At 47.4% G+C, this 25,396-nt stretch carries 27 protein-coding genes and 3 pseudogenes; 13 read left to right on the top strand and 17 right to left on the bottom strand.

Going from position 1 to position 25,396, the window contains the following annotated elements:
- Nucleotides 1–4 precede the first annotated feature (4 nt).
- Nucleotides 5–658: a nicotinate-nucleotide adenylyltransferase gene (nadD, locus tag D791_RS13170; RefSeq protein WP_237748646.1), complete on the bottom strand. Its 654-nt coding sequence runs from the start codon at nt 656–658 to the stop codon at nt 5–7.
- Nucleotides 659–1,915, bottom strand: coding sequence for a glutamate-5-semialdehyde dehydrogenase (locus D791_RS13165; protein WP_036512497.1), 1,257 nt, complete (start codon nt 1,913–1,915; stop codon nt 659–661).
- Nucleotides 1,916–2,081: 166 nt separating this feature from the next.
- Here D791_RS13165 and D791_RS19110 point away from each other — a divergent pair, with 166 nt between their 5' ends.
- Nucleotides 2,082–4,169 carry a hypothetical protein gene (locus D791_RS19110; protein ID WP_051514524.1) on the top strand — a complete coding sequence of 696 codons (2,088 nt, stop codon included), beginning with the start codon at nt 2,082–2,084 and terminating at the stop codon, nt 4,167–4,169.
- 63 nt (nt 4,170–4,232) lie between these two features.
- Here the strand turns inward: D791_RS19110 and parC are convergent.
- Nucleotides 4,233–6,517 (bottom strand): annotated as a pseudogene (parC, locus tag D791_RS13155) (DNA topoisomerase IV subunit A).
- Between the two features lie 107 nt (nt 6,518–6,624).
- Between parC and D791_RS13150 the strand changes: the two are divergent.
- The 10 genes and pseudogenes from D791_RS13150 (at nt 6,625) to D791_RS22045 (ending at nt 14,867) form a co-directional block, all read left to right on the top strand.
- Complete coding sequence (locus D791_RS13150; protein WP_036512494.1) at nt 6,625–6,954, top strand: hypothetical protein; 330 nt, start codon at nt 6,625–6,627, stop codon at nt 6,952–6,954.
- Nucleotides 6,951–7,847 carry a ChaN family lipoprotein gene (locus tag D791_RS13145; RefSeq protein ID WP_036512491.1) on the top strand — a complete coding sequence of 299 codons (897 nt, stop codon included), beginning with the start codon at nt 6,951–6,953 and terminating at the stop codon, nt 7,845–7,847. The genes D791_RS13150 and D791_RS13145 overlap by 4 nt, the downstream gene beginning before the upstream one ends.
- A gap of 16 nt (nt 7,848–7,863) precedes the next feature.
- Nucleotides 7,864–8,367, top strand: a complete 504-nt coding sequence (locus D791_RS13140; RefSeq protein ID WP_051514523.1) for a Na+/H+ antiporter subunit E — start codon at nt 7,864–7,866, stop codon at nt 8,365–8,367.
- A gap of 10 nt (nt 8,368–8,377) precedes the next feature.
- A complete protein-coding gene (locus D791_RS13135; RefSeq protein WP_036512488.1) occupies nt 8,378–8,653 on the top strand; it encodes an MrpF/PhaF family protein in 276 nt (91 codons plus the stop codon).
- 1 nt (nt 8,654) lies between these two features.
- Entirely contained in the window at nt 8,655–8,990 is a 336-nt protein-coding gene (locus D791_RS13130) for a cation:proton antiporter (RefSeq protein WP_036512485.1), read from the top strand.
- Nucleotides 8,983–9,927, top strand: coding sequence for an MnhB domain-containing protein (locus tag D791_RS13125; protein ID WP_036512482.1), 945 nt, complete (start codon nt 8,983–8,985; stop codon nt 9,925–9,927). The genes D791_RS13130 and D791_RS13125 overlap by 8 nt, the downstream gene beginning before the upstream one ends.
- Nucleotides 9,924–10,115 (top strand): NADH-quinone oxidoreductase subunit K, encoded by a 192-nt coding sequence (locus D791_RS20425; RefSeq protein WP_202806877.1) that lies wholly within the window; start codon nt 9,924–9,926, stop codon nt 10,113–10,115. The genes D791_RS13125 and D791_RS20425 overlap by 4 nt, the downstream gene beginning before the upstream one ends.
- A 115-nt stretch (nt 10,116–10,230) precedes the next feature.
- Nucleotides 10,231–11,679, top strand: coding sequence for a complex I subunit 5 family protein (locus D791_RS13115; protein WP_036512479.1), 1,449 nt, complete (start codon nt 10,231–10,233; stop codon nt 11,677–11,679).
- Nucleotides 11,676–13,172 (top strand): complex I subunit 5 family protein, encoded by a 1,497-nt coding sequence (locus D791_RS13110; RefSeq protein WP_036512476.1) that lies wholly within the window; start codon nt 11,676–11,678, stop codon nt 13,170–13,172. The genes D791_RS13115 and D791_RS13110 overlap by 4 nt, the downstream gene beginning before the upstream one ends.
- A gap of 82 nt (nt 13,173–13,254) precedes the next feature.
- A pseudogene (locus tag D791_RS22045) lies at nt 13,255–14,867 on the top strand (complex I subunit 5 family protein).
- Between the two features lie 23 nt (nt 14,868–14,890).
- Here D791_RS22045 and D791_RS13100 read toward each other — a convergent pair.
- The 6 genes from D791_RS13100 to D791_RS13075 all read right to left on the bottom strand — a co-directional run bounded on the left by D791_RS13100 (nt 14,891) and on the right by D791_RS13075 (nt 19,979).
- Nucleotides 14,891–16,036: a DUF3137 domain-containing protein gene (locus tag D791_RS13100; RefSeq protein WP_036512473.1), complete on the bottom strand. Its 1,146-nt coding sequence runs from the start codon at nt 16,034–16,036 to the stop codon at nt 14,891–14,893.
- 75 nt (nt 16,037–16,111) lie between these two features.
- Nucleotides 16,112–16,690, bottom strand: coding sequence for a LemA family protein (locus tag D791_RS13095; protein ID WP_051514520.1), 579 nt, complete (start codon nt 16,688–16,690; stop codon nt 16,112–16,114).
- A 60-nt stretch (nt 16,691–16,750) separates the two neighbouring features.
- Nucleotides 16,751–18,046, bottom strand: coding sequence for a GGDEF domain-containing protein (locus D791_RS13090; RefSeq protein ID WP_051514519.1), 1,296 nt, complete (start codon nt 18,044–18,046; stop codon nt 16,751–16,753).
- The gene (locus D791_RS13085; protein WP_337588655.1) at nt 18,043–18,642 is read right to left on the bottom strand and encodes a substrate-binding periplasmic protein; all 600 of its coding nucleotides are present in this window, start codon (nt 18,640–18,642) and stop codon (nt 18,043–18,045) included. Before D791_RS13085 ends, D791_RS13090 begins: the two co-directional genes overlap by 4 nt.
- Nucleotides 18,615–19,418, bottom strand: a complete 804-nt coding sequence (locus D791_RS13080) for a substrate-binding periplasmic protein (protein WP_051514517.1) — start codon at nt 19,416–19,418, stop codon at nt 18,615–18,617. The genes D791_RS13085 and D791_RS13080 overlap by 28 nt, the downstream gene beginning before the upstream one ends.
- A gap of 165 nt (nt 19,419–19,583) precedes the next feature.
- On the bottom strand, nt 19,584–19,979 hold the full coding sequence (locus D791_RS13075) for a GFA family protein (RefSeq protein ID WP_036512467.1): 396 nt from the start codon (nt 19,977–19,979) through the stop codon (nt 19,584–19,586).
- 61 nt (nt 19,980–20,040) lie between these two features.
- Here D791_RS13075 and D791_RS13070 point away from each other — a divergent pair, with 61 nt between their 5' ends.
- Nucleotides 20,041–20,418, top strand: coding sequence for a type 2 periplasmic-binding domain-containing protein (locus D791_RS13070; RefSeq protein WP_036512464.1), 378 nt, complete (start codon nt 20,041–20,043; stop codon nt 20,416–20,418).
- 67 nt (nt 20,419–20,485) lie between these two features.
- On the opposite strand, the gene D791_RS13065 is transcribed toward D791_RS13070, so the two are convergent.
- The 4 genes from D791_RS13065 to D791_RS13050 form a co-directional block, all read right to left on the bottom strand.
- Nucleotides 20,486–20,965, bottom strand: coding sequence for a YqhA family protein (locus tag D791_RS13065; protein ID WP_036512462.1), 480 nt, complete (start codon nt 20,963–20,965; stop codon nt 20,486–20,488).
- A gap of 35 nt (nt 20,966–21,000) precedes the next feature.
- Entirely contained in the window at nt 21,001–21,369 is a 369-nt protein-coding gene (locus D791_RS13060) for a VOC family protein (protein ID WP_036512460.1), read from the bottom strand.
- A gap of 156 nt (nt 21,370–21,525) precedes the next feature.
- Nucleotides 21,526–22,338, bottom strand: a complete 813-nt coding sequence (locus tag D791_RS13055; protein ID WP_036512457.1) for a helix-turn-helix domain-containing protein — start codon at nt 22,336–22,338, stop codon at nt 21,526–21,528.
- Between the two features lie 29 nt (nt 22,339–22,367).
- On the bottom strand, nt 22,368–22,721 hold the full coding sequence (locus D791_RS13050; protein ID WP_036512454.1) for a DOPA 4,5-dioxygenase family protein: 354 nt from the start codon (nt 22,719–22,721) through the stop codon (nt 22,368–22,370).
- Nucleotides 22,722–23,199: 478 nt separating this feature from the next.
- Here D791_RS13050 and D791_RS13045 point away from each other — a divergent pair.
- Nucleotides 23,200–23,760, top strand: a pseudogene (locus D791_RS13045) (transposase); the annotation flags it as partial.
- A gap of 358 nt (nt 23,761–24,118) precedes the next feature.
- Here D791_RS13045 and D791_RS13040 read toward each other — a convergent pair.
- The 4 genes from D791_RS13040 to D791_RS21055 form a co-directional block, all read right to left on the bottom strand.
- Entirely contained in the window at nt 24,119–24,406 is a 288-nt protein-coding gene (locus D791_RS13040; protein ID WP_036512451.1) for a type II toxin-antitoxin system RelE/ParE family toxin, read from the bottom strand.
- Nucleotides 24,403–24,684 (bottom strand): type II toxin-antitoxin system Phd/YefM family antitoxin, encoded by a 282-nt coding sequence (locus D791_RS13035; RefSeq protein ID WP_000086650.1) that lies wholly within the window; start codon nt 24,682–24,684, stop codon nt 24,403–24,405. The genes D791_RS13040 and D791_RS13035 overlap by 4 nt, the downstream gene beginning before the upstream one ends.
- Nucleotides 24,685–24,951: 267 nt before the next feature.
- A complete protein-coding gene (locus tag D791_RS20075; protein ID WP_157682359.1) occupies nt 24,952–25,200 on the bottom strand; it encodes a hypothetical protein in 249 nt (82 codons plus the stop codon).
- A gap of 16 nt (nt 25,201–25,216) precedes the next feature.
- Nucleotides 25,217–25,396: hypothetical protein (locus tag D791_RS21055; protein WP_036512446.1), on the bottom strand; the 180-nt coding region annotated here is incomplete at its 5' end.

The raw sequence follows: 25,396 nt of genomic DNA, 5'->3' as shown, positions 1-25,396 counted from the left end.
TGCCTCATTTAAAGCCATAAAGCTTATTTTGTTTAATGTATTCCCACACTTGATCTGGCAGCAAAAAACGGGGTGTTTGGCCGAGTTGTATCAAGTGACGAATCTGTGTTGCTGATATCCCCAAGGGTGTTAATTCATGAATGAATACATGACCATAGGCGCTATCTTTCAATTTTTGTGCATTATTTACTTGATGCGCACGTGTGTAGTGATCCATTATGGCATCTGGTCGGTAATCATACCCAGGCCTTGCCACAGCTATGATATGACAGAGTGACAGAAAAGTATCCCATCCTTGCCAAGTTGGTAGCGTTAGATACGCATCCATTCCAACAACCATAATAATCGATCGCTCACTTCCCAGCTCCTCACGATACGACTGCAAGGTTTTGAGCGTATAGGATGGCGTATCTGAACTGACTTCTCGATCATCGACCGACAAACGCCACGCATCGCGAGCCGCAAGCCTGACCATTTCCAGCCTATGTTGAGCGGGGCAGACATCATAATGTTTATGGACGGGTTGTCCAGAGGGCACTAAGCACACTTGTTCACAACCTAACCACTGCTGCAGTTCAAGCGCCGAACGCAGATGTCCATTGTGGATGGGATCAAAAGTCCCACCCATGAACACAAAAGGATTCTGATCAATCTTCACTCAGACGCGTACCTGACCATCACCCAAAACGATGTACTTTTCTGATGTAAGCCCTTCAAGACCAACAGGTCCGCGAGCGTGTATTTTATCGGTGGAAATACCAATTTCCGCCCCTAAACCATACTCAAAGCCATCGGCAAAGCGCGTTGATGCATTCACCATGACTGAGCTTGAGTCAACATCACGTAAAAACGCACGCGCATCCGTGTAGTTTTCAGTAATAATTGCATCGGTATGGTGTGAACCATACAGGTTAATATGGGCGATTGCCTCATCCATGGACGCAACGATCCGAATCGCCAACACTGGCGCTAAATACTCTGTCGCCCAATCCTCTTCCGTCGCAGGCAGAATGCCGGGCAAGTGATTCAACGTACGCGAGCAGCCTCTAAGCTCAACCCCTGTGGCTTGATAACGTTCGGCTAACTCAGACAACACCTCGGATGCAATCGATTCATGAACCAATAAGGTTTCCATGGTATTGCACGTACCATAGCGATGGGTTTTTGCATTAATTGCAATATTGATGGCTTTGATTTTATCGGCAGCTTTGTCGATATACACATGACAAATACCATCCAAGTGCTTAATCACAGGCACTCGGGCTTCGTTTGCAATACGCTCAATCAAGCCTTTGCCGCCACGTGGAACAATGACATCCACATACTCAGGCATAGTGATGAGATGGCCCACCGCTTCTCGATCTGGAGTCTCAACAACCTGAATGACTTCAAGGGGTAATCCGGCCACCTCTAGGCCTTGTCGAACACAACGCGCAATTGCCAGGTTGGAGTTGACCGACTCAGAGCCACCACGAAGAATCGCCGCGTTACCTGATTTTAAGCAGAGACTGGCCGCTTCTACCGTCACATTAGGACGAGATTCATAAATAATCCCAATCACCCCCAGCGGCACACGCATTTTACCCACTTGAATCCCAGAGGGCCGGTAGTTCATACCTGTGATCCCCCCGATCGGGTCTGGCAATGCCGCCACCTGATTCAAGCCTTCGATCATGCCATCAATACGAGCCGGCGTCAGTGCTAAACGATCCAGCATGGCGGCATCCAGTCCTTTTTCACGACCAGCCATTAAATCTTTTTCATTGGCGCTCATCAACTCAGCACGTGCTTCATCAATCGCTTTTGCCATTGCAAACAATGCTTTGTTTTTTTGCTGCGTATCTGCTTTTGCAATCAGACGTGAGGCATGGCGTGCCTTTTGCCCCAAATCTATCATGTATGCTTGAGTATTCATGCGATGTACTTTCCCGTTTTATCTCGCTGCCGATACCGCATTATAACCTGCTATTCAACGGGGGTCATTCTAGGAATCATCTTCTCTGACAGGTGTGACTGAAGTAAGGTAACTGGTATCATATTTACTCTTACAAGTTGATCTCTTATTGCGGATTAAGCATCACATGAGCACCGTAGACTCAGACAAGGAAACACCCAAAGGTAACAGCAGCTTTAGAGCCCTGTTTGTCACCGCTATTATTATGCTTGCAGGCATTGTTCTTACCGCTATTTTGTTAAAAACAGATAGCCAACTCATGTCTGAGCGTAATGCATCAGAATTAAGCCAGTCATTGGCGCGCAGTGCCGGGGTCTTAATCCAACCCTTTTTGCTGAATGATGATCGCGTCAGCCTCAACTATATTTTGAACGAACTCAGTTCACAGCCGATGGTGACAGGGATGGAACTCACTGACCCATCCGGTTTGCGGCTCGGGATGGCGGGAGACGCCCAAGGGGCGGTGTTCAGTGTTGAGCTAACAGGTGCCAATGAAATACTTGGCAAGCTGAGTATCTGGAGTGATGTAACGCCTATACACGCCATCATTGAGCGCCAACACAAACTCATGCTCGCAGGGGCAGCGGGTACTTTTTTGTTGACGCTGTTTTCCTTGTGGTTAAGCATCTCAAGCCGTCCTGAGCGCGCGGTTAACCGTGTGAAGGAAACCAAAAGCCGTTTTGATGCAGCCCTTAGCAATGCCATGAAAGAGCAAAATCAGAGCGATAGCTTGCCTGAAATCAATTTAGATGAATTACTGCGTGCACCTGTTGATCTAAAATCAGATGCGATCCCACAAGCGGCATTCAGTAAGACTGATACACTTCCTGAAAGAGCAGCAGAAACAGTGCCTGAGCGGATGCCGGAAAGAGCCACGGAAAGGGCAACTGAACCCCTTTCTGAAAGAGCCTATAACAGCGCACCTGTTCAGACACCGGTTGAAAGACCCCATAATAGTACCCCTCTACAGGCGCCGACTGAAAAACCCCATTACAGTTCGCCTCTAGAGACACCAACTGAAAGACACCATTACAGCACATCTGCACAGGTCCCGACTGAGCCAACGCAACGAGCGCAAGAAGCACCCATTCAGGCTCATGACCGCCACCCGCCTAGTCATTTAACACCTGCGGATACCCGTCAAGTCTTTGCCGATGTCAACGAATATGCAACCAGTGCCCGACCTCTCGCAGACTCAATACGTCGATCTCAGACCAAACAGACTCCACCACAACGAGCGAGATTTGTAGAGGATGAGATCCCATCCATCTCAACGCATTTAGACGATGCACCTGAGCCACCCTTACTCTACCCACATCATAACGAAGCTACGTCTTCGAATATGGGAATGCGCGCCTCGCACAAGCAAGAGCTCAATGATCATGAACTCGTCTCGCTGCTCAAGCCTGAGCCAAAGCATCGTGTGATTCCAGAATTTAATCCTAAGGTCGCCATGTTGCACACTCATGAGCATTTCCAACGCGGCTCGGATCCTGATGATGGCTTTGAATTAGAAGAAAGCTTTGGCAGAGCCATACGCGATGATGAGGATGAGCCTCACTTTTCGATGCCAAACAACCCTCTCAGCGCAAGCCGAGAAGAGACCACGCCTAATATTTATGCATTTGAGCAAGATCTTGAACTTGTATTAGATGCTAAAGAAGCTGCCTATTTGATGCTAATCGACACCACGAGCGCTCATGCTGAATACGTTGATGAAGAAGAGCGCGCGCAGCTCATCGGCGCCTACCAAGAGCTGGCCAACTCCGTTGCCGCCATCTATAACGCCGAAGTGTCCGAGTGTAAAAATGGTGATTTGCTTCTGCACTTTGACGAAGCCCAAGAGGATGACACGCACGGTGTAAATGCAGTGTGCGCAGCAATGCTCTTTACGCATTTATACAAGCACTATAATCAGAGTCGGATTCGGTACTTCCAGCCGGTCATGAATCTCCATATGGCACTTGTCCGAGGGCGTCATGACAAACAAGACCGTCTACTCGAAGAAGCCCGCTTTTTAACACGCAACACACATAGCAATGATTTAATCAGTCACACCGCGCTCACGGAAGCACCAGAGCTAAAGCGGTCGTTATTAGATGGGGCCAATATCCGTCGTGAAAACGAAGATAAGGTATTGATTTTGCAAGTTGGAACTTCGTATCACGATCTACTTGAAAAACAAGCCAAACACTTATTAAGTAAGCTTGTATAAACAACTCTCCGGCCACCACCGACGCAATGCAGAATCGGTGGTGGCGGGAAAAACACTTCCAGATTACTCGCTACTGCTCTCTGACTCTTTGTCAGACGCGTCTTGAATCACCATTAAACTATCCACACGCTGATAGCCTCTGGGTAATTTATTGCCACGACGACCGCGCTCGCCTTGATAATGCTGCAGATCCTCACCTTTCAGCTTAAGATGCTGACGCCCTGCATTTACCACGAGCGTTGCATCTACAGGCAATACCGTTAATGCAACGAGCAACTCTTCACCTGAACTGCTTTCGCCGAAGGAATATTTAAGATCTTATTGCCTTTCCCTTTCGCCAATTCAGGCAATTCAGACACAGGAAACACCAGCATACGCCCTTCGTTCGTCACCGCCGCCAATAGATCCGACTCAGGCTGCTTGACCACCACAGGCGGCAGCACTTTCGCATTGGTCGGCAAACTGAGTGCGGCTTTACCGTTCTTCGTTTTGCTGGTCAAATCTGAGACACGAGTCACAAAACCATACCCTGCATCTGAAGCTAACAAGACACGCTCCGCCTCCGATGCACATAGTAGTGCATCGATACTGGCGCCTTTTGGCAAGGTCAGCTTACCCGTCACTGGCTCTCCTTGACCTCGTGCGGATGGCAGTGTGTGCGTATCCAGCGTATAACTGCGACCCGTCGAATCCAACAACAGGGTGGGCTGATTCATACGCCCTGCGCAGGCCAATTTAAATCCATCTCCAGACTTATAGCTGAGTCCCGACGCATCAATATCATGGCCTCTCGCTGCTCGAATCCAGCCTTGCTTTGATAAAACGACCGTCACCGGATCGGATGACAACAGGTCTTTTTCGCTAAAGGCTTGTGCCTCTTCACGCTCAACCAAAGGCGAGCGACGTGCATCACCGAACTCAACCGCCGCTTCTTCAATTTCTTTACGAATCAACTGACGCATCAACTCAGACGAACCCAAGGTATCCTCAAGGTATTTGCGCTCAGCCGCCAGCTCATCTTGTTCGGAACGAATTTTAAACTCTTCCAAACGCGCCAAATGACGGAGTTTTAAATCCAGAATCGCATCGGCTTGGATCTCTGAAATGCCAAAACGAGCGACCATTTCTTGCTTAGGATTGTCTTCTTCCCGAATAATCCGAATGACTTCGTCGATATTCAGGTACGCAACTAACAAACCTTCTAAAATATGCAAACGGTCCAATACTTTTTGCAAGCGATGCTGCAATCGACGCCGCACCACTTCGGTACGCCAGCCTAGCCACTCAACCAAGATCTTACGCAGATCTTTGACTTGTGGACGGCCATCCACGCCAATCATATTCATATTGACGCGATAACTGCGCTCAAGATCGGTGGAGGCGAACAAGTGTGCCATCAACTGCTCGGCATCAACTCGATTTGAGCGTGGAATGATGACCAAACGTGTTGGATTTTCGTGATCCGACTCATCACGCAAATCACTGACCATCGGCAACTTTTTTTGCTGCATTTGCGCTGCAATTTGCTCAAGTACCTTCGCACCCGATACTTGGTAGGGTAATGCCGTAATAACAATATCACCGTCTTCACGCGTATACACAGCACGCATTTTGACAGAGCCACGCCCCGTCTCGTAGAGCTTGCGCAACTCGGCTTTCGGCGTAATGATTTCGGCTTCTGTTGGCATATCCGGCGCTAAAACAAACTGAGACAGATCCGTGACACTGGCCTCTGGAAAATCCAGCAAATGAATACAGGCACTCGCCACTTCGCGCAGGTTGTGCGGTGGAATATCCGTGGCCATACCAACCGCGATCCCCGTCCCACCATTCAAGAGAATGTTCGGCAAGCGAGCGGGCAACACCTCAGGCTCATCCAGGGTACCGTCAAAATTGGGCTGCCAATTCACCGTTCCCAATCCCAACTCTTTCAGCAATACCTCAGCGTAAGGCGCTAAGCGCGATTCCGTGTAACGCATTGCGGCAAAGGACTTGGGATCGTCTGGCGATCCCCAGTTGCCTTGCCCATCGACAAGAGGGTAGCGGTAACTAAACGGCTGTGCCATCAGCACCATGGCTTCATAACAGGCTGAATCGCCGTGCGGATGAAACTTACCTAAGACATCACCCACGGTACGCGCTGACTTTTTATATTTTGCGGTGGCTTTAAGTCCCAGCTCAGACATGGCGTAGACAATTCGCCGTTGAACAGGCTTCATGCCATCGCCAATATGGGGCAATGCACGATCCAAAATCACGTACATCGAATAGTCCAGATAGGCTTTTTCGCTAAAATTTCGTAAGGGTAAACGCTCAGTTTCACCGTTGAAAGTGGTTTCAATCGCCATTAATAATTCCGATCAGTGCAAATTTTTTCCGTAAAAATCAATAAAGAGGCTTCACAATTACAACCCTGATACCATAATAAAGGTATTCACCCAATTGAGGAAAGATCATGGCTGTTACAAATAATCGTTTATTGCTCGAACTTGAAAAGTATCGTCGTGAAATAAATCGCGAGATTATTAATCCCGTCATTCCAGAGCTGAGCCTTGAAGACCTCAAACCGTTGTTGTCCATGGTAGCGCATACCCGTGCCGCTTACATCAGCGAGCTGCTCGATATCGCCAGTTTATCACCCAACAGCGTTCCCTCCGCCGATCAAATCAAACAACTTCGCAATTGCCGTGAAACCTTTGATGAGCTGGTTGCGGCAGTCAATGCGCTGGAAACGGTGATTCAGCGCGACTATCTTGATGTCAAAACTACGCAGCGCAACTCATGATGTATCGCCTACTCAATGCAGCTTGCCTCTCGCTCTTGCTGGCGAGCCTTCCAATCGGGGCACAATGGCTAGCCCCCGAGCATCAATCTCATCCATTGGTGGGGCAACTTTGGTACAGCGCGGATAATCAGTTTACCGATCTTGATGAGCTGATCGATCGCCTGCCGCTTGGCAGCTGGTTGCTCGTGGGTGAACTGCACGACAACCCTGACCATCACCAACTTCAAACCCAACTGATCGAAGCGCTTGCCGCGCAATCACGCTTAGGCAGCGTTGCGTTTGAAATGGCCACCTCTGAAATACAACCCGAACTCGACACTTGGCTAGGTCGAGGACAGTACGTCACACCTGAGGACTTGGGGTGGAATCAAGGCTGGGGATGGAGTCGTTACGAAGCACAAGTTCGCGCGGCTCTAGATCATGCAGGTAGAGTCGTGGGGGCCGACTTACCCAGAGATACACAACGCAAGGCCTATCAAACAGGCGCACCGGAAGGCATCCTGGATCATGCGCATAGCGAGTTCATGAAAGCGCTTCTGTTTAGCAGTCATTGCGAACAGCTTCCACGAGAACACCTCGATAATATGCTGCAGGTTCAACTGGCTCGGGATCAACATATGGCGCAACGCTTGGCCCAGTATCACGACAAAGACAAGGTCAATGTGTTCATTGCGGGAGCGATTCATGCTCATCGCGACCTTGGGGTGCCTAGATGGATGCCTGCCTCGATACCTGTTAAGGTGGTATTGCTCAGTGCGTTGAGTGAGTCCACAACGGCTCAAACCTATTTGCCTGTACCCTATCCGGGATTTCCCCTCGCTCAACTAAGTGCTGATATCCTTTGGTTTACACCCGCCAATACACCTCAAGACTATTGCGCGGCTTTTAAATAACGGAGTGTATCGAGCGATGATGAACCACTTAGCAAGAGGGTTTACCCCCTCCTCGTTTATTGTGCGCAGTTTGGTCGGCGGCCTATTCTGGTGGATCATCAGTGAAGGAGACGCCTCAAGTTGGATGATCGGCCTTCCAAGCGTGTTAATTTGCAGCCTAGTCAGTCTGCGAGTCTATCCACCCTCGCCTTATCGAATACACCCTCTTGGACTGCTCAGGTTTGCTGGCTACTTTCTGTATGCATCGCTGATTGCAGGTATCGATATCGCTCGACGCACATTGGATCGAAGGCTTCCGGTATGCTCTTGCATGACCGACTTTACAACCCAGCTCACCGGATTGCCCTTATGGCTGTTTATGATCACCATGAGTCTCTTGCCAGGAACTCTCAGCGTCAGAACGACTCAAAAAGGCTTGAAAATTCACTGTTTAGATACGCCAGATAAAATTCAGCCCGAGCTTCTTCGTTTAGAAAACCATATAGCGCGTGCCTTTTCATTAACACAACCGCCTCATTAAGGGTTACAAAATGAACAGTCTGTACTCCGTAACACTGGTAATTTTGCTCATCTCATTATTGATGGGGGTGTTTCGGATTTGGCGTGGGCCCAGAATGGCAGATCGCATCATGGCCGCTCAACTCACGGGCTCTACTGGCGTTGCCGTGTTACTGATTTTTGCTGAGTTGCAAAACCAACCCGCAGCACGCGACACAGCCTTAGTTCTGGCCTTACTCGCCATGCTCGTCGCCATTGCGTTCGTCGGACGTGTTTGGGGATTCAGTCAAGAAAAAAAGGACTCCTAGTATGAGCTTACTGGCAATACTGCAGAGTTTTTTGTTGATTGCGGGCGCCCTCATGTTTTGCATCGGCTCACTGGGACTGATTCGTTTTCCTGATACCTACACACGCATTCATGCTTTGACCAAGGCCGATAACCTTGGGTTAGGTCTCATTGTGTTGGCACTGATTCTGAATGTCGAATCGGTCGCGCTGGCCCTAAAACTGCTTTTGATTTGGGGACTGGTCATGATTGCAAGCGCCCTGAGTGGCCATTTGGTCGCATGGGAAGCGGATGAACAGTGCATTCCCTTGTGCCAACCCAGTGAAACTGAACGTCACTTGGAGTCAGAAGATGAATGAACTGATCGACTTGACGCTCGTTTGCATCCTTCTTGGCTTAGCAAGCCTCAGTTTATTTACCCAAAGCCTGTTTCGCGCGGTCATGTTCTTTATTTTATTGGGGCTGATTCTCGCACTGGTGTGGATACGCTTAGATGCACCCGACATTGCCTTAGCCGAAGCCGCGATTGGAGCTGGCATTACGGGCATTTTGCTATTGGATGCTCTCGCACATTTGCGCGCGACCTCGAACACCCCGCCGCAATTGCAACAGTTGAAACAACCACGTTTTTGGCTTGCGCTTATTTCTGGGGCAGGCGTCATACTTCTGCTCGCATTGGCCATCAGCGAACCCTTGGCCCCGGCCGTTGCGCTTGATCTGCAGGTCAGCGAGAATCTCACAAACTCAGGGGTCACCCACCCAATTACAGCCATACTGCTCAACTTCCGCAGTTACGACACATTGCTGGAAGTGGCTGTGTTAGTGCTAGCTGCGTTAGTGGCCGTTACTCTGCGGCAGTCCGATGAGCACCCCGTCGTTAACGAATATTTGCCGAACCCCTTGCTTCATGCCTGCTTAAAACTGTTTTTCCCCATGATCTTTTTGGTCAGTATGTACTTACTCTGGGCCGGTGCAGCACAACCTGGTGGTGCCTTCCAAGCCGGTGCCGTATTAGCCGCAGCATTCGTCTTGTTTTATTTGGTCGGTCTTAAAACTCAACTCGCTCAGAATGACATCTATCTTAAAGGGGGCTGGATCTTTGGTCTGGCCCTCTTTGTGCTGGTGGGCAGCATGCCGCTATTGTATGGCCAACCCTTCTTAACCTACCCAGACTCACAGGCTGGCATCTTCATTTTATTGATCGAACTTGGCCTAACGCTTTCAATTGGATGGATTTTATTTAGTATGTTTCTTCTGTCTCAAAGCTCACCGCTTCAAAAGAAGGATTCGCCATGAGCAGTTATTTGATATTCGCATATGGAGGCGTCGGTTTGTGCGGTATTGGTGTGTTCGGCTTCATATTGCACACGCATTTGTTACGACGCCTGATCGCCTTTAATTTACTGGGCAGTGGCACATTTTTGATTCTCGTTGGACTGTCCCAAAGTGGCCGTGGAGAAGCGGATTACATTCCGCAAGCTTAGTGCTCACCGGAATTGTCGTGGCCGTTGCCGCAACCGCTTTAGCACTGGTCTTAATTCGACGCTGGGCAGCGTTGACCCAGCACGCCACACTTCCTGAAGATCAGGGGCCTTCATAATGGTCCACTTTCCTATGGCTGGACTCGTCGTGTTTCCTCTGTTAGGCGCCTTGGTGTCGCTGGCACTGTCGCAGCGCTGGCGTACCCTGATGTCATTTGCCCTCATTCTAGCCTTGCTGCTAAATAACGCCCTGTTGCTCCTTCAATTTTACAGCCAAGGCATGTTTAACGAAGCCATGGGTAACTGGCCAGCGCCATTGGGTATTGAACTCAGAATCGATGGCCTTGCCCTCATCTTTTCATTAATGAGTGCCATTGTTGCCAGCATCTGTGCACTTTATGCCTATGTGTATCTGCGTCCAGCACAGCTGAAATTATTCTGGCCATTTTTCTGGTTTCTCTGGGTGGCGCTGAACAGCATATGGCTCAGTTCAGACCTCTTTAATTTATACGTGGGCTTAGAACTTTTAAGTTTAGCAGCCGTTGGCCTGGTTGCACTCAGTCGAGACGTTCTTTCCTTGGCCGCAGCCCTCCGCTATTTATTTGCGGCACTCTTGGGTTCAATCGGTTACCTGCTGGGGGTTGCACTGCTCTACGCCACTTACGGAACCTTGTCGTTAGTGGAGTTAAGCCAGCACTTTTCACTGACGCTTTCCTCCTCTGTGGCCTTGGGCTTCATGTTTATCGGTTTACTGATGAAAACTGCCGTATTTCCGATGCACAGCTGGCTTCCGCCTGCCCATGGCGGGGCATTAACGCCCGTCAGCGCCTTACTGTCCGCCTTAGTCATCAAAGCCTCTTTTTACATCGTTTTACGCTTGTGGACAGAACTCTCCTTGGATTCTGCCCCCACAAGTGCTGGTCTGTTGATGGGTATTTTAGGCAGCGCGGCCATATTGTGGGGAGGATGGATGGCATTGCATCAAACCCATCTTAAGTTAGTGGTCGCTTACTCAACTCTGGCACAGATTGGCTATTTCATGCTGATTTTTCCATTGCTCTCCGACACTAATCCTCATGCCAGCCACTTGGCCTTTCAAGGGGGGATATTAATGTTACTTGCCCATGCGCTGGCAAAAGCAGGGATGTTTCTGGCTGCAGGTAATTTACTCTTCTGCACTGGGCAAAAGGATCTTCACTCCCTCGCTGGGTTAAGTCGCTACCGTCCCTTGAATATCTTTGCATTTGGTTTAGCAGGCGTCAGTATCATGGGGCTGCCACCGAGCGGTGGTTTCAATGGCAAATGGCTCATCATTCAAAGTGCGATGCTACAGTCCCAATGGCAGTGGGTTCTTGTGATCCTACTCGGCAGCCTTCTCTCAGCCGCCTACATTTTTCGTGTTTTTTCATATACCTACCAAGAGGTTGAAGGCGGCGACCGGTTTAAACAACCCTCTCCCCTTCTTGAATGGTCGGCACTGAGTTTATCGGTGTTAAGTATTTTGCTCGGGTTTGCATCGATGCTTGTGCTGGATTTGCTGCCACCACACTCAGTGGTGACACAATGAACATTATGAGTTTGTTACCACTCTGGGTTCTAATGACATCTTTTTTAGCGGCGATTGTCATTTTTTTGTTACCAGAAGAGCGGCACCGGCTGCGCTCGACCATTAATATTGGTGCGGCGATCATCAAAATAGGGCTCATCATCCTGCTCATTCGCCTTGTCGCACAACAGGAGACACCTGAGGTGTCCTTAGAGATCCTTCCAGGGCTCTCCTTAGTGCTCAGAGCCGATGCACTGGCGATGCTGTTCGCGGGGCTATCCTCTATTCTGTGGTTGTGCACCACCCTCTACGCGATTGGGTATCTGGAAAACGCCCCCAACCGCAGTCGGTTTTTCGGCTATTTTAGTCTGTGTGTCGCCAGCACGATGGGGATTTCGCTTGCGGGTAATCTATTCACTTTTCTTATTTTTTATGAACTCCTGACTCTGTCAACCTACCCCCTTGTCGTCCATCGCGGCACACCCCAGTCCCTGAAAGCGGGGCGAACCTACCTTGCCTACACACTCAGTGGCGGGGTCGTGTTGCTCGTGGGGGTTGCCTTATTTTATGCTTTTGCCGGTGATTTAGCGTTTGGTCAGACTGCACAAATGGCTGAATTCACCCACACGTCTCCCATCGCCAGCGCCATTATTTTTCTTCTGCTGATTGGCGGCATGGCCGTGAAAGCCGCCTTGTTTCCTTTCCACGGTTGGTTACCCACCGCCATGGTTGCACCCGCTCCAGTCAGCGCGTTGCTGCATGCGGTTGCGGTGGTCAAAGCAGGCGCTTTTGGCATTATTCGGGTTGTCTACGATGTTTTTGGCATCGAATTGGCGTGGCAACAAGGCTATCTTTTACCTTTAAGTCTGATAGCCAGCTTTACGATTTTATATGGCTCATGGCGAGCCTTGCAGCAAACCGACATCAAAAAACGCTTGGCTTTCTCAACCGTCAGCCAAGTCTCCTACATTATCTTGGGGGTCACACTGATCGGGCCCCTTGGCACCATTGGAGGACTGGTTCACCTTTTACACCAAGGTCTGATGAAAGTGACCCTGTTTTTTTGTGCCGGCAACTATGCCGAAACCTTGGGGATTCACAAAATACACGAACTCAATGGCACAGGAAAACGCATGCCCATGACCAGCGCGGCGTTTACGCTTGGGGCACTGGGCATGATCGGCATTCCCCCCGTCGCGGGTTTTATCAGCAAATGGTATCTCGGCACAGGTGCCCTAGCGGCAGGAATGGATTGGGTTATTTGGGTGCTGATTGGCAGCAGCCTCTTAAATGCTGCGTATTTTTTACCAGTGCTCTATCGTATCTGGTTTTTGCCCCAGCAAGGGCAATGGCCACATGAGTCCTTTACGCAATGGCGTGATACCATTCCCTTACTGCTCATTCCAGCCTTAATTACCGCCGCATTAAGTGTAGCGGCCGGTTTGTTTGCCGGCTCAGATCTCAGCCCACTGAGCTGGGCGCGACTCATTGTCATTCGGGAGTACCAACCATGACGTTTTTTCAGTTCTGGCTGCTATTCACCCTTGTCTGCCTTTGATATTGCTATTGGCATTTTTACATCCTGCTGGCCGAGCAATGATCCCCTTCTTGGCCATGTTAGCGCCACTGCCTGCACTCTTGCTAAGCTTTATGCCCAGTCAAAGCATAGAACTCTCGTCATTGTTTTTGGGCAGTCTGTGGGGAACCGATGTCACCCATAACGTGTTCCTGCGCTTTACCGCCTTATTGTGGATCTTTTCAGCCTGTTTTGGTCTTGGCTACTTAAAACGTGATCAACATGCGAACCGCTTTTGGCTGCTGTGGCTCATGACCCTCACAGGAAACCTCGGCTTGCTCATCAGCCAAGATATTGTCAGCTTTTATACGTTTTTTGCATTGATGACCTTCTCCGCTTATGGCCTGGTCATTCATACCCGGCAAGACAATGCCTTATTTGCTGGACGCATCTACCTAGTGATGGCCGTTGTCGGTGAAATGCTCATTCTGGCTGGATTATTTTTAACCAGTGCGGCCTCTGCCCATTCCACACTTATTTTTGCGGAACTCAAAACCCATTTACCTCAGGCCGAAAATCTATGGCTTCCCTTAACCTGTCTACTGCTGGGCTTTGGTGTTAAAGCGGGGTTGCCTTTTTTACATATGTGGTTGCCCTTAGCCCATCCGGTTGCCCCCACGCCAGCCAGTGCGGTTTTAAGTGGCGCGATGATCAAAGCAGGGTTGTTTGCGTGGCTCTCCATCTTGCCATTCGGCCTGGTCGCCTTGCCTACAATGGGACTGATTATGATATTCGTCGGGCTGTTGCTGCCTTCGTTGCCGGGGGTATAGGGTTCTTACAAACTCTGCCCAAAGCCGTTCTTGCCTATTCAAGCATCAGTCAAATGGGCTTGATGACCTGCGCCTTGGGTGCGGCACTCATCCTTCCAGAGATGTGGCATTTTTTGCTGCCCACACTGCTCGTCTTTGCCTTTCATCATGCCATTGCTAAAGGCGCTTTATTTTTATCCGTTGGCCTTAAAGATCACTACCGCAGCGTATCCTTCTTTATCATTGTACTCGGTGTTTTAGTGCCAGCCTTGTCGCTGATCGGTGTGTTTGGCAGCGGTATTCAAGCGAAACTCGCCCTCAAAGGTGTTTTAGAGCAAGACAGTCTGCCTAGTTGGTTGCTGCCCAGTATTACGTTAAGTGCTATGGCTACCACCTTACTCATGTTTCGTTTTCTGAGTCTGATGTGGAAAAACAAAAGCCCGACGCCTTCTGCGTTGCCACTTAGCATGAACCTGGGATGGGCAGGCTTAGTGATCATCTGCGGTCTGGGGCCAAGCGTGCTCATCCCTGAGCTGGATCTACCGTCGGGATTGTCTCAATGGTCAGCCTATCCCAGCCTGCTTCTAGTGCCTGGGCTCACACTGATTGCTGTGTATTTTTTGGGGGCCTATCCGCGTTTTCAAATACCCGCTGGAGACATCATTTACCCGTTAATTAAACTAAAAGAGGTCTGCACAACGCAACTGGATCGACTTACACCACACAAGGCTGTTGGTGTTGAAGAACAAGCAACGAAACCCAGTTTTTCACTGCCGACGTTAATAACACTTAACCAAGCCGAAAAAACCATACAAAGCTACTTATCTGCTTTTTTTGGGCTGTTAACGCTGGTCTTAATTGTGTCGCTTTACGCCTTACGCTGATATCAACGCAAGGCATTCAAACCTTAGGGTTGTGACGTGTGTGCAAATTGTGCCAAGAGTGCTTCGATTAACGCGTACATGGCAGATACCTCTACCACAAACTCGTATCCGACTGCGCCATCGCTTAATGGGACCGCAATGGGCGGTGGGGGTAAGAAATCCTGAGACGTATTCAGTAAAACCAACAATTTATCCTGATACAGGCTGGCTTGAAAATCGATACAGTTAAAGACGTTAGCGAGTTGCTGTAAACGCTGCATAACGGCAGGAGTCAGCCAGCTTCGCGCTAAAATTTGGTCTGTGCTGTGTACCGTAAATGTTTTTTGAAATTGACTGTCTTCCAAGTGCACTCTTTTAAAACGCATTGGCGTTTTACGTTGCACATTCAGTAGAACACTATTTTTACGCACCAACGTAGTGCTATTAAATGAAACAGGTAAATCAATAGAAAGGATTAAACCCGAAAAGCGTTTGTTGTTACGCTGCCGACCGTGATCTCTTTTGTAGAGTTCGGCTTCTACCAATTCAAAGGCACAGCCTCGATGCAAGCCAGAGAAATAATCCTCCTGATAGATCAAATCATGGTCAGGGAGAATCACGCTATTCTTAAGTCTAGCCAAATCAATGTAACCGTATTGCTGATACCTGACTTCACCAAAACTCTCAGCCAATGCAGGAATAAACAACTGCCGATAACGAACATTATACTGATTATAGGCGTCAGCATAGGTTTTCACGATAATCACCGCAGCAATCATAACCGCCCAAAAATAGACGGGTATCAGCATCCCCAGTAACTGCAAATCAATTTTTAATGTCAAAATAAAATGCAAAACCGTTATCCCTATTCCGGCCAATGTCAGTAGCCCAACGATAAGGGCAATCATCGGCAAAATAATCTTTCTGACCAGCCAACTTCGTTTAGCAACCTGTTCGCGGTGGGATTCGATCTCGGCAAGGCGTTGAGGATGTTGCTGCTGCAGCGTGCGCAGAGTGGCACGATAGAGTTCACTATCACGGTTTTCTTTGGATTTGCGTAACAAGGTGTAAAGCACAAAGTTCTTTATCGCCGTCGCCACAATGCCTATCGCGATGGAAAATAAGTTGGCCGTCTTGCCTTTTTTATAAGGAGAAGGCGTGATCTCTTCGTTATGTTTACTATCGGTCATAGGATAAATACTGAATACAAGATAAGGAGTCTCTGAGTGAGCCGATATGCTCGCCCACTCAAGAAAACTCAAATATTAATTTAGGTGCGATGTTGCATCGACAGGCTGCAGCGCTGTGCTATCGGCCTGAAAGAATGGATAGGTATCAATCGATACTATTTTCACAATGAGCGAACCTGGAAATATCTCAGTGCTATTGCGCAGCCGTCGGACAGATGTGTTATAAAAACGACGTGCGGCAGCAATATTGGTTTCGACCTCAAGGTACGTCTGCTGGGCATTAACCATCGGTGTTGAGGAGGTCAGCTCAGGGTAAGCTTCAGCCTGCACCAGTAAACGACTCATCGCACCTTGCAATTGCTGCTCTAACGCAAAATGGGTGCTCACGTCTTCCGCTGAGGGGTTATGCTCTGTTTTTTGTAGCGCAGAAAAGGCGTCCGATCTAAGCCGCGTAATGTCTTCCAATAATTGCTGCTCATGCTGCATAAAACGCTTCGCAATTGCCAACACATTTGGAATGAGATCGTGGCGTTTTTTCAGTTGTACATCAACGCCACTTAAAGCATCTAACGTAGCGTTACGTCTAGAAATGATGGTGACATACCAAACATACAGTAGGATTAAAACCGCAAACGGCACCAACCAGAAAAGCATAAAATGTTCCATATTTAAGTTCAAACGGCTGTTTACGTTAACATAATCGACTCGTACGCGCTACACCCTAGAGCGTGGCACCGTCGGCAGATCGCGATTGGGGTGTTGCCGAACAATCTGGTTGCGCCCTGCCGCTTTGGCTAGATAAAGACGCTCATCCGCTAAGCGTAGCAACCGATCAGGCCCGGTTTCATCAAGCTCTGGAGTTTCTGAAGCCACCCCAATACTCAGTGTGATTCGATCACTGCAATTTGAGTAGGCATGAGGCAAATTCAGTTTGGAAATACTTTCCTGTATCCGGCAAGCCAGCTTACAGGCTCCCTGCAAATCAGTCCCAGGTAAGATACACACAAACTCCTCTCCGCCATAACGGGCAACCAGATCATCAGGTCTAGTGACTGTCGACAGCATTGCAATGGCTACTTTCTGCAAACACTCATCTCCAGCTGCATGGCCGTAATTGTCATTAAAGGGCTTAAAGTAGTCGATATCCATAAAAATCAGGGCTATGGGTTGTTGCTGCTCTCGGGCCTCTTGCCATAGCTGACCGAGTCGCGTATCAAAGTGACGTCGATTGGCTAAACCAGTTAACCCATCAATACTCGACAGCGTGTGCAAGAGATCACGTTGATCCAAGCCGTCTTGAAAGGCCCTCAATAGTTGATCAAGCCCTTTAACCAAATGATCCAGTTCATCCCCTTTATTGTATTTAAGGTGTGGACGGTGCCATTTTCCAGGCTCTTCAGGATTGACGGTTTGCAGTGCATTATAAACACGTAACAGTGGACCCGTTATCAAAAACGCAAACACCCAAACCATGAGCAAGACGATCCCAAGTGTCTTTAACAAACTTAATGAGAAGATGAGTAGGCTGCGTTGAGAAAAGGCCTGCCCCAATACTTGCTGTGCCAATATCAGCTCAAGCTCTCCGACCATTCGTCCTGTGTCATTCACATGCGCCAGATATTCCAGCGGTTTTTGGTAATGCAAAATATCACCGAACAAGTATTGGTATAAAAGATTGTTGGTCTCTTCTACATCCCCAAGGCTATACATGACTCGACCAAAATCGTCTCGCAACTCCACTTTAGCGACCGTTTCGCCCGAATAAAGACCCGACACCACCTGCTCGGCCAGCTCTGGATTAAGCTGAAAAGCGGCCTCTGCTGCACTGGCACCCACCAGTTTAAGCATTTGTTGAGTTTGGCTCTGCACCTCAGCTCGCATGTTGCGAAGATCAATGATGAGCTCGATTGAGCCCGTAATAAAACTAAGCATCAGTCCAGCCAGCAGAGTAGCCAGAGCCTGCTTACTGGTTAAACTGCGGCGTCGGGAAACCTTATTCGTGCGTTTCATTCCTTCATCTCGTTGTACTGATTTAAGCTTAGCGCCTCACCCTCCTGTTGCAAAAGTATATCTAGAGTGGTTTGCATTTTTTGGTGTAGATCAGATGAAAGGGACCTGTTGCACGCTAGATAGAGCGGAACCTCATTAAACACAAACAGTTTTTTTAACGAAACGCTGTGTCGATCAGCTAAGTAATTCGCGGCCGCAACACCCGTGATCCAAACATCAATTAAATCCGCATTCAAACGATCAAGGTTCTCGTGATCTGCGGTTGCCAGAATCAAATTGTGGCCTTGATCCTGTACATAACGTCCAACTGCATCTTCACGGAAACTACCTAAACGCAATCCAGACAAGTCATCCAGACCGCTAGCTTCAATAGATGAAGAGGCCAAAGAAAAAGCTGCCCACTGATTGCTCACCAAAGGGCCAATCCATTTAAACAAAGGTTCTCGTTCATGCGTGCGAGTGGCTGAATACACACAGGTGTTTTCACGCATCTCGGCTTCAGTAATGGCACGAGCCCACGGCAATAACTGAAACTCCGCTTCAAGCCCGCTATGCTCGATAAGACGTTTCAGCAACTGAGTTGCCGTTCCCCATATTTCACCTTTTTCATTAAGGTAATTGTAGGAGGGTACTCTTCTGTCACAAATTTAAGCGATGGCACCTCAGCGCTCGCTTTATTCACAGCCGTTTGCAACTTGGCTGTCAGTTCAGGATCTGTCTTGGGATTGAGGGCAAAATAAAGATAGGCTTCATTGAGGATGTACACGTCCTCAAACGCGTTCCGATCATACCCGTGGGTGTCCATCAGCCAATACGCCACATCTTCACTGTACGCCCACATATCAACACGATTGGCCTCCAACATCGCCAATGCTGTAGTGTTATTGAGCGCCGTGATGATACGCGACGGATCCACCCCTAACTCTCGTAATCGCTGGGCGCCTATGTCCTCATGGATAACGGCGATCCTCAGATTAGATTGATTGAGTGCATCTATACTGTCAATCTGAATGGCACTCGATTTACGTGCCATCAGCACTACTCGATCAGCCGAGATCGGGCCCACCCAATGAAATAATTCTTCACGTGCACTTGTGCGCGTCGTCGAAAACAGAACACTGTTTGGGGTATTGAGTACGGTTTCATAACCGCGCGCCCAAGGCAAAATCTCGACACTACCTCGATCCAGCTGTCGACCCTCAAATGCGAATGCACGCTCAAGAAGCTCTAAAGCGATGCCCTGCAACTTACCATTTTGTACATAGTTATAGGGCGGATACTCTTCTGTTATGAATCTGAGCTTATCTAGACCAGCCTGCACGTGTGTTGGCAAAGCGAGGATCAGAAGGAGTAAAAGCAACCAGTTACGCATAGGTCATCCATACCTGTATTAATATACCTAACGATTAACAACGTTTTGACTCTATTATATTTGTATGTTAACTAGAGTCTTTTGTAGGTTTTGTTTAGAAAATACAGAATAGAGCAACGATATACAAGCCGTACTGCAACTTGTATTGGATTGATTCTGTTTAAATTAGGTGTAATCACTACCCACTTGGCCTTCGTTTTTTTGTAACCAGCAGGCCCTAGACTCCAAATGAATATCCTTGACACTTTTGGGATCAAAGCGGGTATCGAGTGATGCCACCGCTATCGAAACCCAATCTGGAAACTTTTTGCTGCCACTCCACTCAATGTTCGAGCCACAGATACTACAGAATTTTCGAACAACCCCCTCTGATGAGTAATAAGACGTGAGCTGTTCTTGACCCGACACATACTCCAGATCAGCTTTTGGAAGGCTTGCATAGGTAGCAAATGCAGCACCATGTTGTTTTTGGCACATTCTACAATGGCAGTTGGATACCGCTTTAGGCTCAGTCCGTAAACGGAATGAAACGGCCCCACACAAACAGCTCCCCTTATGCATGTTGACTCCTACAGTTAAGTTAACAACTCTATAAAAAACCCGAGCATCAATGATCTTTCACATGACACAGCAGCACCTGCATTGCTATCTTCTCGATAGCCTCCTCTGGCAAACAATGATATACCCGCTGCCTGAAGTACACTACTCTGCTCCCTGTTTAAGCCCTATAAAAATGCTTGACCGCAGCGACTTTCCTCTCAAAATTCCAACATGGGTCGGAAGCTATACTGGTGCTGTCGTGCTGGCCCGCTCTACGGATTTAATTGCAACCGTTCCAGCCAAACACACGCAGAGCTTTCGCAAGGATATGCATAGCTTTGTATTGCCCTTCACCGCTCCAGATATTGCCATTTCAATGTTTTGGCACCCGAGAATGAATGCTGATCAAGCTCACCGTTGGCTAAGGGAAACCATCCTTAAAATCGGTGAGCGCCTGTAATATCAAGCGTAGAAGTGCGACTGCCTCAATAACGATTGATTCACCCTCGCTGCAAAGCAATGGGTAATCAGTGTCCCATATTCTTCCAAGCAAACACCGACGCCAGAATCACGATACCGATCGCCGCACCAAAGTATAACGTCTCGATCGTGCCACCAACCTCCACCGCCTGTTCAAGAAACAGAATAATCAGGATCACAACGGCGACCCGAGCTAACGTGACCTTGAGGTCATGAAAACTTTTAATATCTAGAATTTCCAAGAACTTACTGTCCCCAATCGAGATAGGACGAATGAACAAACGGTACAGGCTCACTGAGATAATCTGAAAGGTAATTGCAATCAGCAAGAGATCCAATAATTTGAGAAGCCTAACTGCGAGATTCTTGCCCGAATCCGACGATGCCGGAAGGTTTTGCACAGAATCCAATACAATATTGAAGATAATATTTAATGAAGAGGCATACAGGAGAAAGCACGATACTGCACTAATAAAGACGGCGACCAGCACAAGAAACCGACTGCTTCTAAAAACCCTCTCGATCATGATTCCTCCAGACAGCCTAACAGTACCCAATATACTTATTTGGGTGAATGCAAGCCAAGTCTATTCCCTTCAGTATCTAGAAACAATGCGAAGAAACCACTTTCATCTGCATGGGGTGTTTTGGATACAAGTATTTTTCCGCCACTGTCCTCTACTTTGGATAGGACGACTTGTAGATCTTCACCTGCATTTAAATACAGTGTTAGACCAGAACTGGAGGGCACATAACCTTCACCTTGAACAATCACCCCCACCGTAGATTGCCCCTCATAGGGGAACAGACCCATATTCATCTCTGGAAGATCAACTCTTTCAATGGTTAAATTAAAAATGCTACTGTAGAATTTTACGGCACGATTTAAATCTGTTGCGGGTATCTCAAAAATCGATGCAAAACTATGCATAGTATTCTCCTTATTGCTTTACGTGTGACAACGCGTACATTGAGTCAACAACACAATCATTGGAAGAGCTGTTCTCAATCCAACATACTTTATCAACCAGGATTCCAATATAGGTAAAGGACAGCATCACAAATTGTAAAAAAGCGACAAAGGGGTTTACTTGTAGAACAGTGAAGAAAGCGCCGTACTTTTTTCATTCAGAAAATCACTCGGCTTTACGCCCGTAAACTCTTTAAAGTCTTTTATAAAATGCGATTGATCGTAATAATGACTTTCGTGCGCTATATTGGTTAAACTCTCCTCTTGATTGATTAGTTTTCGCAAAGCAACTTGCAACCGAATAAGTTTACCTAACTGCTTTGGGCTAACGCCGACTATATCCAAGAACTGTCTTTCTAATTTTCGTCGCTGGCTGGGATCTGAATTTATAATTCCATTAATGGATATATTTCCATTATTTAAAAAAAGAATATCAACGGTTTCTTTGACAACATTCTCAATAGTTTGCTGACGACTAAGTATTGATAACAGAAACACTTCTAGTATTTCAATTCTCTCAGCTGTATTTACTGCCTTAATAATATTTCTTTCCAGTCCCTCTGCTTCATCATTATCAAACAGTTCGTAAATTGATGTTTCTTTATTTCTTATATTTTTAAGAGGCATAGAAATGAAGTTTGAGAAACCATGAGGGAAGAAACTCGCTGAAAACGTATTAACATAACCCGTCGGTTGAATATAGAAGGGGGATACTGTTTGTCCCAGCACCATTGCACGTGGCTGAATTATATACTCATATTCAGAAGTATATCGTCTAATGTCATCGCCTAATATGAAAGCTAATTCGATACAACCATCGGGTACAATTCTTTGCTTTTCTGAGCTCTCTTGAGTCGCTACCTCGAGTGTCCAGTAAAAATTAACAATGGAGGCTAAATCCTTGCTCGGTGAAAACCTTTTGTAATCCATAAAACCTCCATTTTTAAGATACCCAACAGTTAAGCTTTTAGTCCATCTAAATTTATTTCGACACTGTCGCCTAGCCAATAGGCATATTTCGTATGATCTGCCAGGTCATCACCCGTTAAAGCGTGAACCAACACAGTTAAAGTCCCTCTATTCTGATCCAACCAAGGAATGAATTCATCAAAGGACTTATGGCTAAACGTAATCTGACAACTCCACTGAGTATGAGGCCCAACTAACTTCTGATGAACGCGCCCAACCTTAATCCCAAACCTATCTCCTGCTTCTTTACAAAGCTTAGAGGCAAAATCCAATGTTTCTTGATCAAAATAGACATGAGCATGATACCCTTTGTGTATATTGACTGGTCTTTTGGGGTTACTCACTTTAACTTCGCCTTAGAATTAAATTGTATGAAAGCTTAACGAACCTGTAGAAAAACTTAATCTCGACACGTTAGCGGGACTTCTTCGTCGCTACGAACAACCTCGTTCGTCACGGCGCAGATCTCAAAGCCTATGTCGTCAACACCACCCGCCAATTCCCGTTTGTGCGCCGAAAACGAGTATATGCTGGTTGTAGTCATAATGCTTGAGTTTTGCCATCCCAGAACCTCCATTTCCTGAAAGTCTTATCAAGGTATAGATGGTGAGGTTTTTTACAGCCTGAACGCCCAATTGAGCCCTCCCCCCAGCTTAGCCTGATTGACTAAGCTAAAAGGTGACAAAACCAAAAAAGGAGAAGACTCAATGAACTTTTACAATAGCACTCATCAACACTATTGTGGAATAGATTTGCATGCACGCAGTCTTTATGTGTGTGTTCTCTGTCAACAGGGTGAAACCTTATTACATAAAGAGATCGCTGCTCAACCTGAAAAATGTCTGCGCCAGAGAACAGCTCAATAAAACCTTTAATGACCCACTTGTTCAACGCAACATCGATCTAGATATAGCTGTTCTAGAGTGCTATCACCGAGAGTTAAGTCAAATAGAATGGCTATTAGAAAAACAGGCCAAACAGCATCAACCTACATACTTTTATTTACTGCAAACCATCCCCGGTATTGGCCGCATATTAGCCTTAACCATACTCTATGAAATTGGCAATATTCATCGATTTGAATCCGTCCAAAAATTTGCGTCTTACTCACGACTGATTAAATGCAAAGCCGAATCAGCCGGTAAAACTTACGGCACCCAAGGCAATAAAATTGGCAATGCGCATCTGAAGTGGGCCTTTGGCGAAATTGCTGTGCTGTACCTGCGCGGTAACGACAAAGTCAAAAATTACCTGTTAAAACTACAAGAACGCATGAGCAAAGCCAAAGCACTCTCCGCCCTAGCGCATAAGATTGGTCGCTGCGTGTACTACATGCTGAAAAATCAAAAGGTGTCCGATGAAAAACGTTTCCTAACTGGTTAAGTCGCGGGGCAAGCTGAGCTGAACGTCTAACTGGCTTTAAGCCCGTCACCTTGAATAGTGCCAGCAACAGGTTAACCGATGAATGTCCCGGCTTTGGCTTCCTGCGTCGCTCTATCGCCTACATCCTTGTAGGCGTGGTGCCCCTGCTACCAGTACGGAAGCTGAAATCAGCAGGCGCTCATTGAGCATGAGATAAGAGAGCCCCGATATGTGTTTGTTGCAGGCTATCGCCTGGCGACCATGATGACAGATGAAGCAGTCTATCTTGCTGATGAATAACAAACTGGCCGCTAACGCGGCCAGAAGAGCGGTTTTATCTATTGACTCCGGAGGGGCTCATATGTGTTATAACACAGTTTCACACATCATGTTCCGTGAGCAATTGACGACAGTTACGGACTGTTAGAACACGTATTTCGAGGCCAAAACTATAAATAATGCGGTAATGGCCAAAAATTATTTCACGGTAGTTCGTATGAGGCATTTCAGGAACCATGCGGCCCATTTCTGGCATTGAGCCGATCAATTCCGTTTTGTCGAACACTTCATTCACCCACTTTTCTGCAGCTGAGGGGTTATCCAAAGCAATAAACTCTGCAGCATCACCAAGTTTTTGTAACGCTAGAGGTGACCAAACTACTTTCATTTGATGATGCGTCCCAGAACTTGTGAACGAGCATCTTCGTTTGATACACCCAAACCTGCAGCCAATTGAGCTTCTGCAGTACGCATTTCTTCAAGTAATTCGATTTTCTCTTGCATTGCTTCATACTCCGCAACGTCAAGAACAACGGCTACACCTTTACCTCGTTGTGTAATAACTAATGGTCGACGAGTTTCATTGATCTGTTTGATAAATGATGCAACGCCAGCACGGAACTCAGACAAAGGCTGAATATCTTGATCAAGGTGAATACGGCTCATAATGAACTCCATTTAGTACAATTTAATGTACAAATAGTAGTTCAATTGATATTTGCGAGCAAGGAATTGATTCTGTGTTAATCGTGGTAGAACGACCCATTACTGAGCCGCCCCCACACCAGATCCGGACGTGCGGAACTACCGCATCCGGCTCTTCAGTTATATATTCACGCGTGTAAATCACGCACTTAATACCAATCAACGTGAATAATGCGCTTACTCACCCTTGGTCGCTCAATACCATAATACACTAAAACAAATAAGCGGTTATACGGCGGCGCAGCCGCAGCTATAACCGCCTGTTGAACGCCGCTCAGCACTTAATCTAGGGAATTTGCTTTTTGTGATCGGTGGGGATTCCGTGGCGTTAGCACCAGAAAATATTGCGAGTTTTGAATTTTTAAGCTCTGAAATCAGGCACAAACCAAATGCAATAAAAAGAATACCTAGAGGAAAATTATTGATTAGTGGCGAAATAATATGAGTTGCTGACCCCTCTGCTCCCAGCTCACTCATTGCTTAATTAATATGGCTATAACCTGGATTCATTGCCCCTGCAATTAATACCCCAAGAAAAAGCCAAGCTGGGATAATCATTCCCGAATATAGTGAAAATTTCTTTAGCACAATCTATCCCTACATATTTAGCGCCGCCAGCACGCGCGGCTTTGTAGTGAAGGCGAAGCCGCAACGGAAAAGCCGTCGCCGTGCC

It is taken from the genome of Nitrincola nitratireducens, assembly GCF_000585235.1.
Lineage (GTDB): Bacteria > Pseudomonadota > Gammaproteobacteria > Pseudomonadales > Balneatricaceae > Nitrincola > Nitrincola alkalisediminis.
This window is presented reverse-complemented; position numbering and strand designations above follow the sequence as displayed.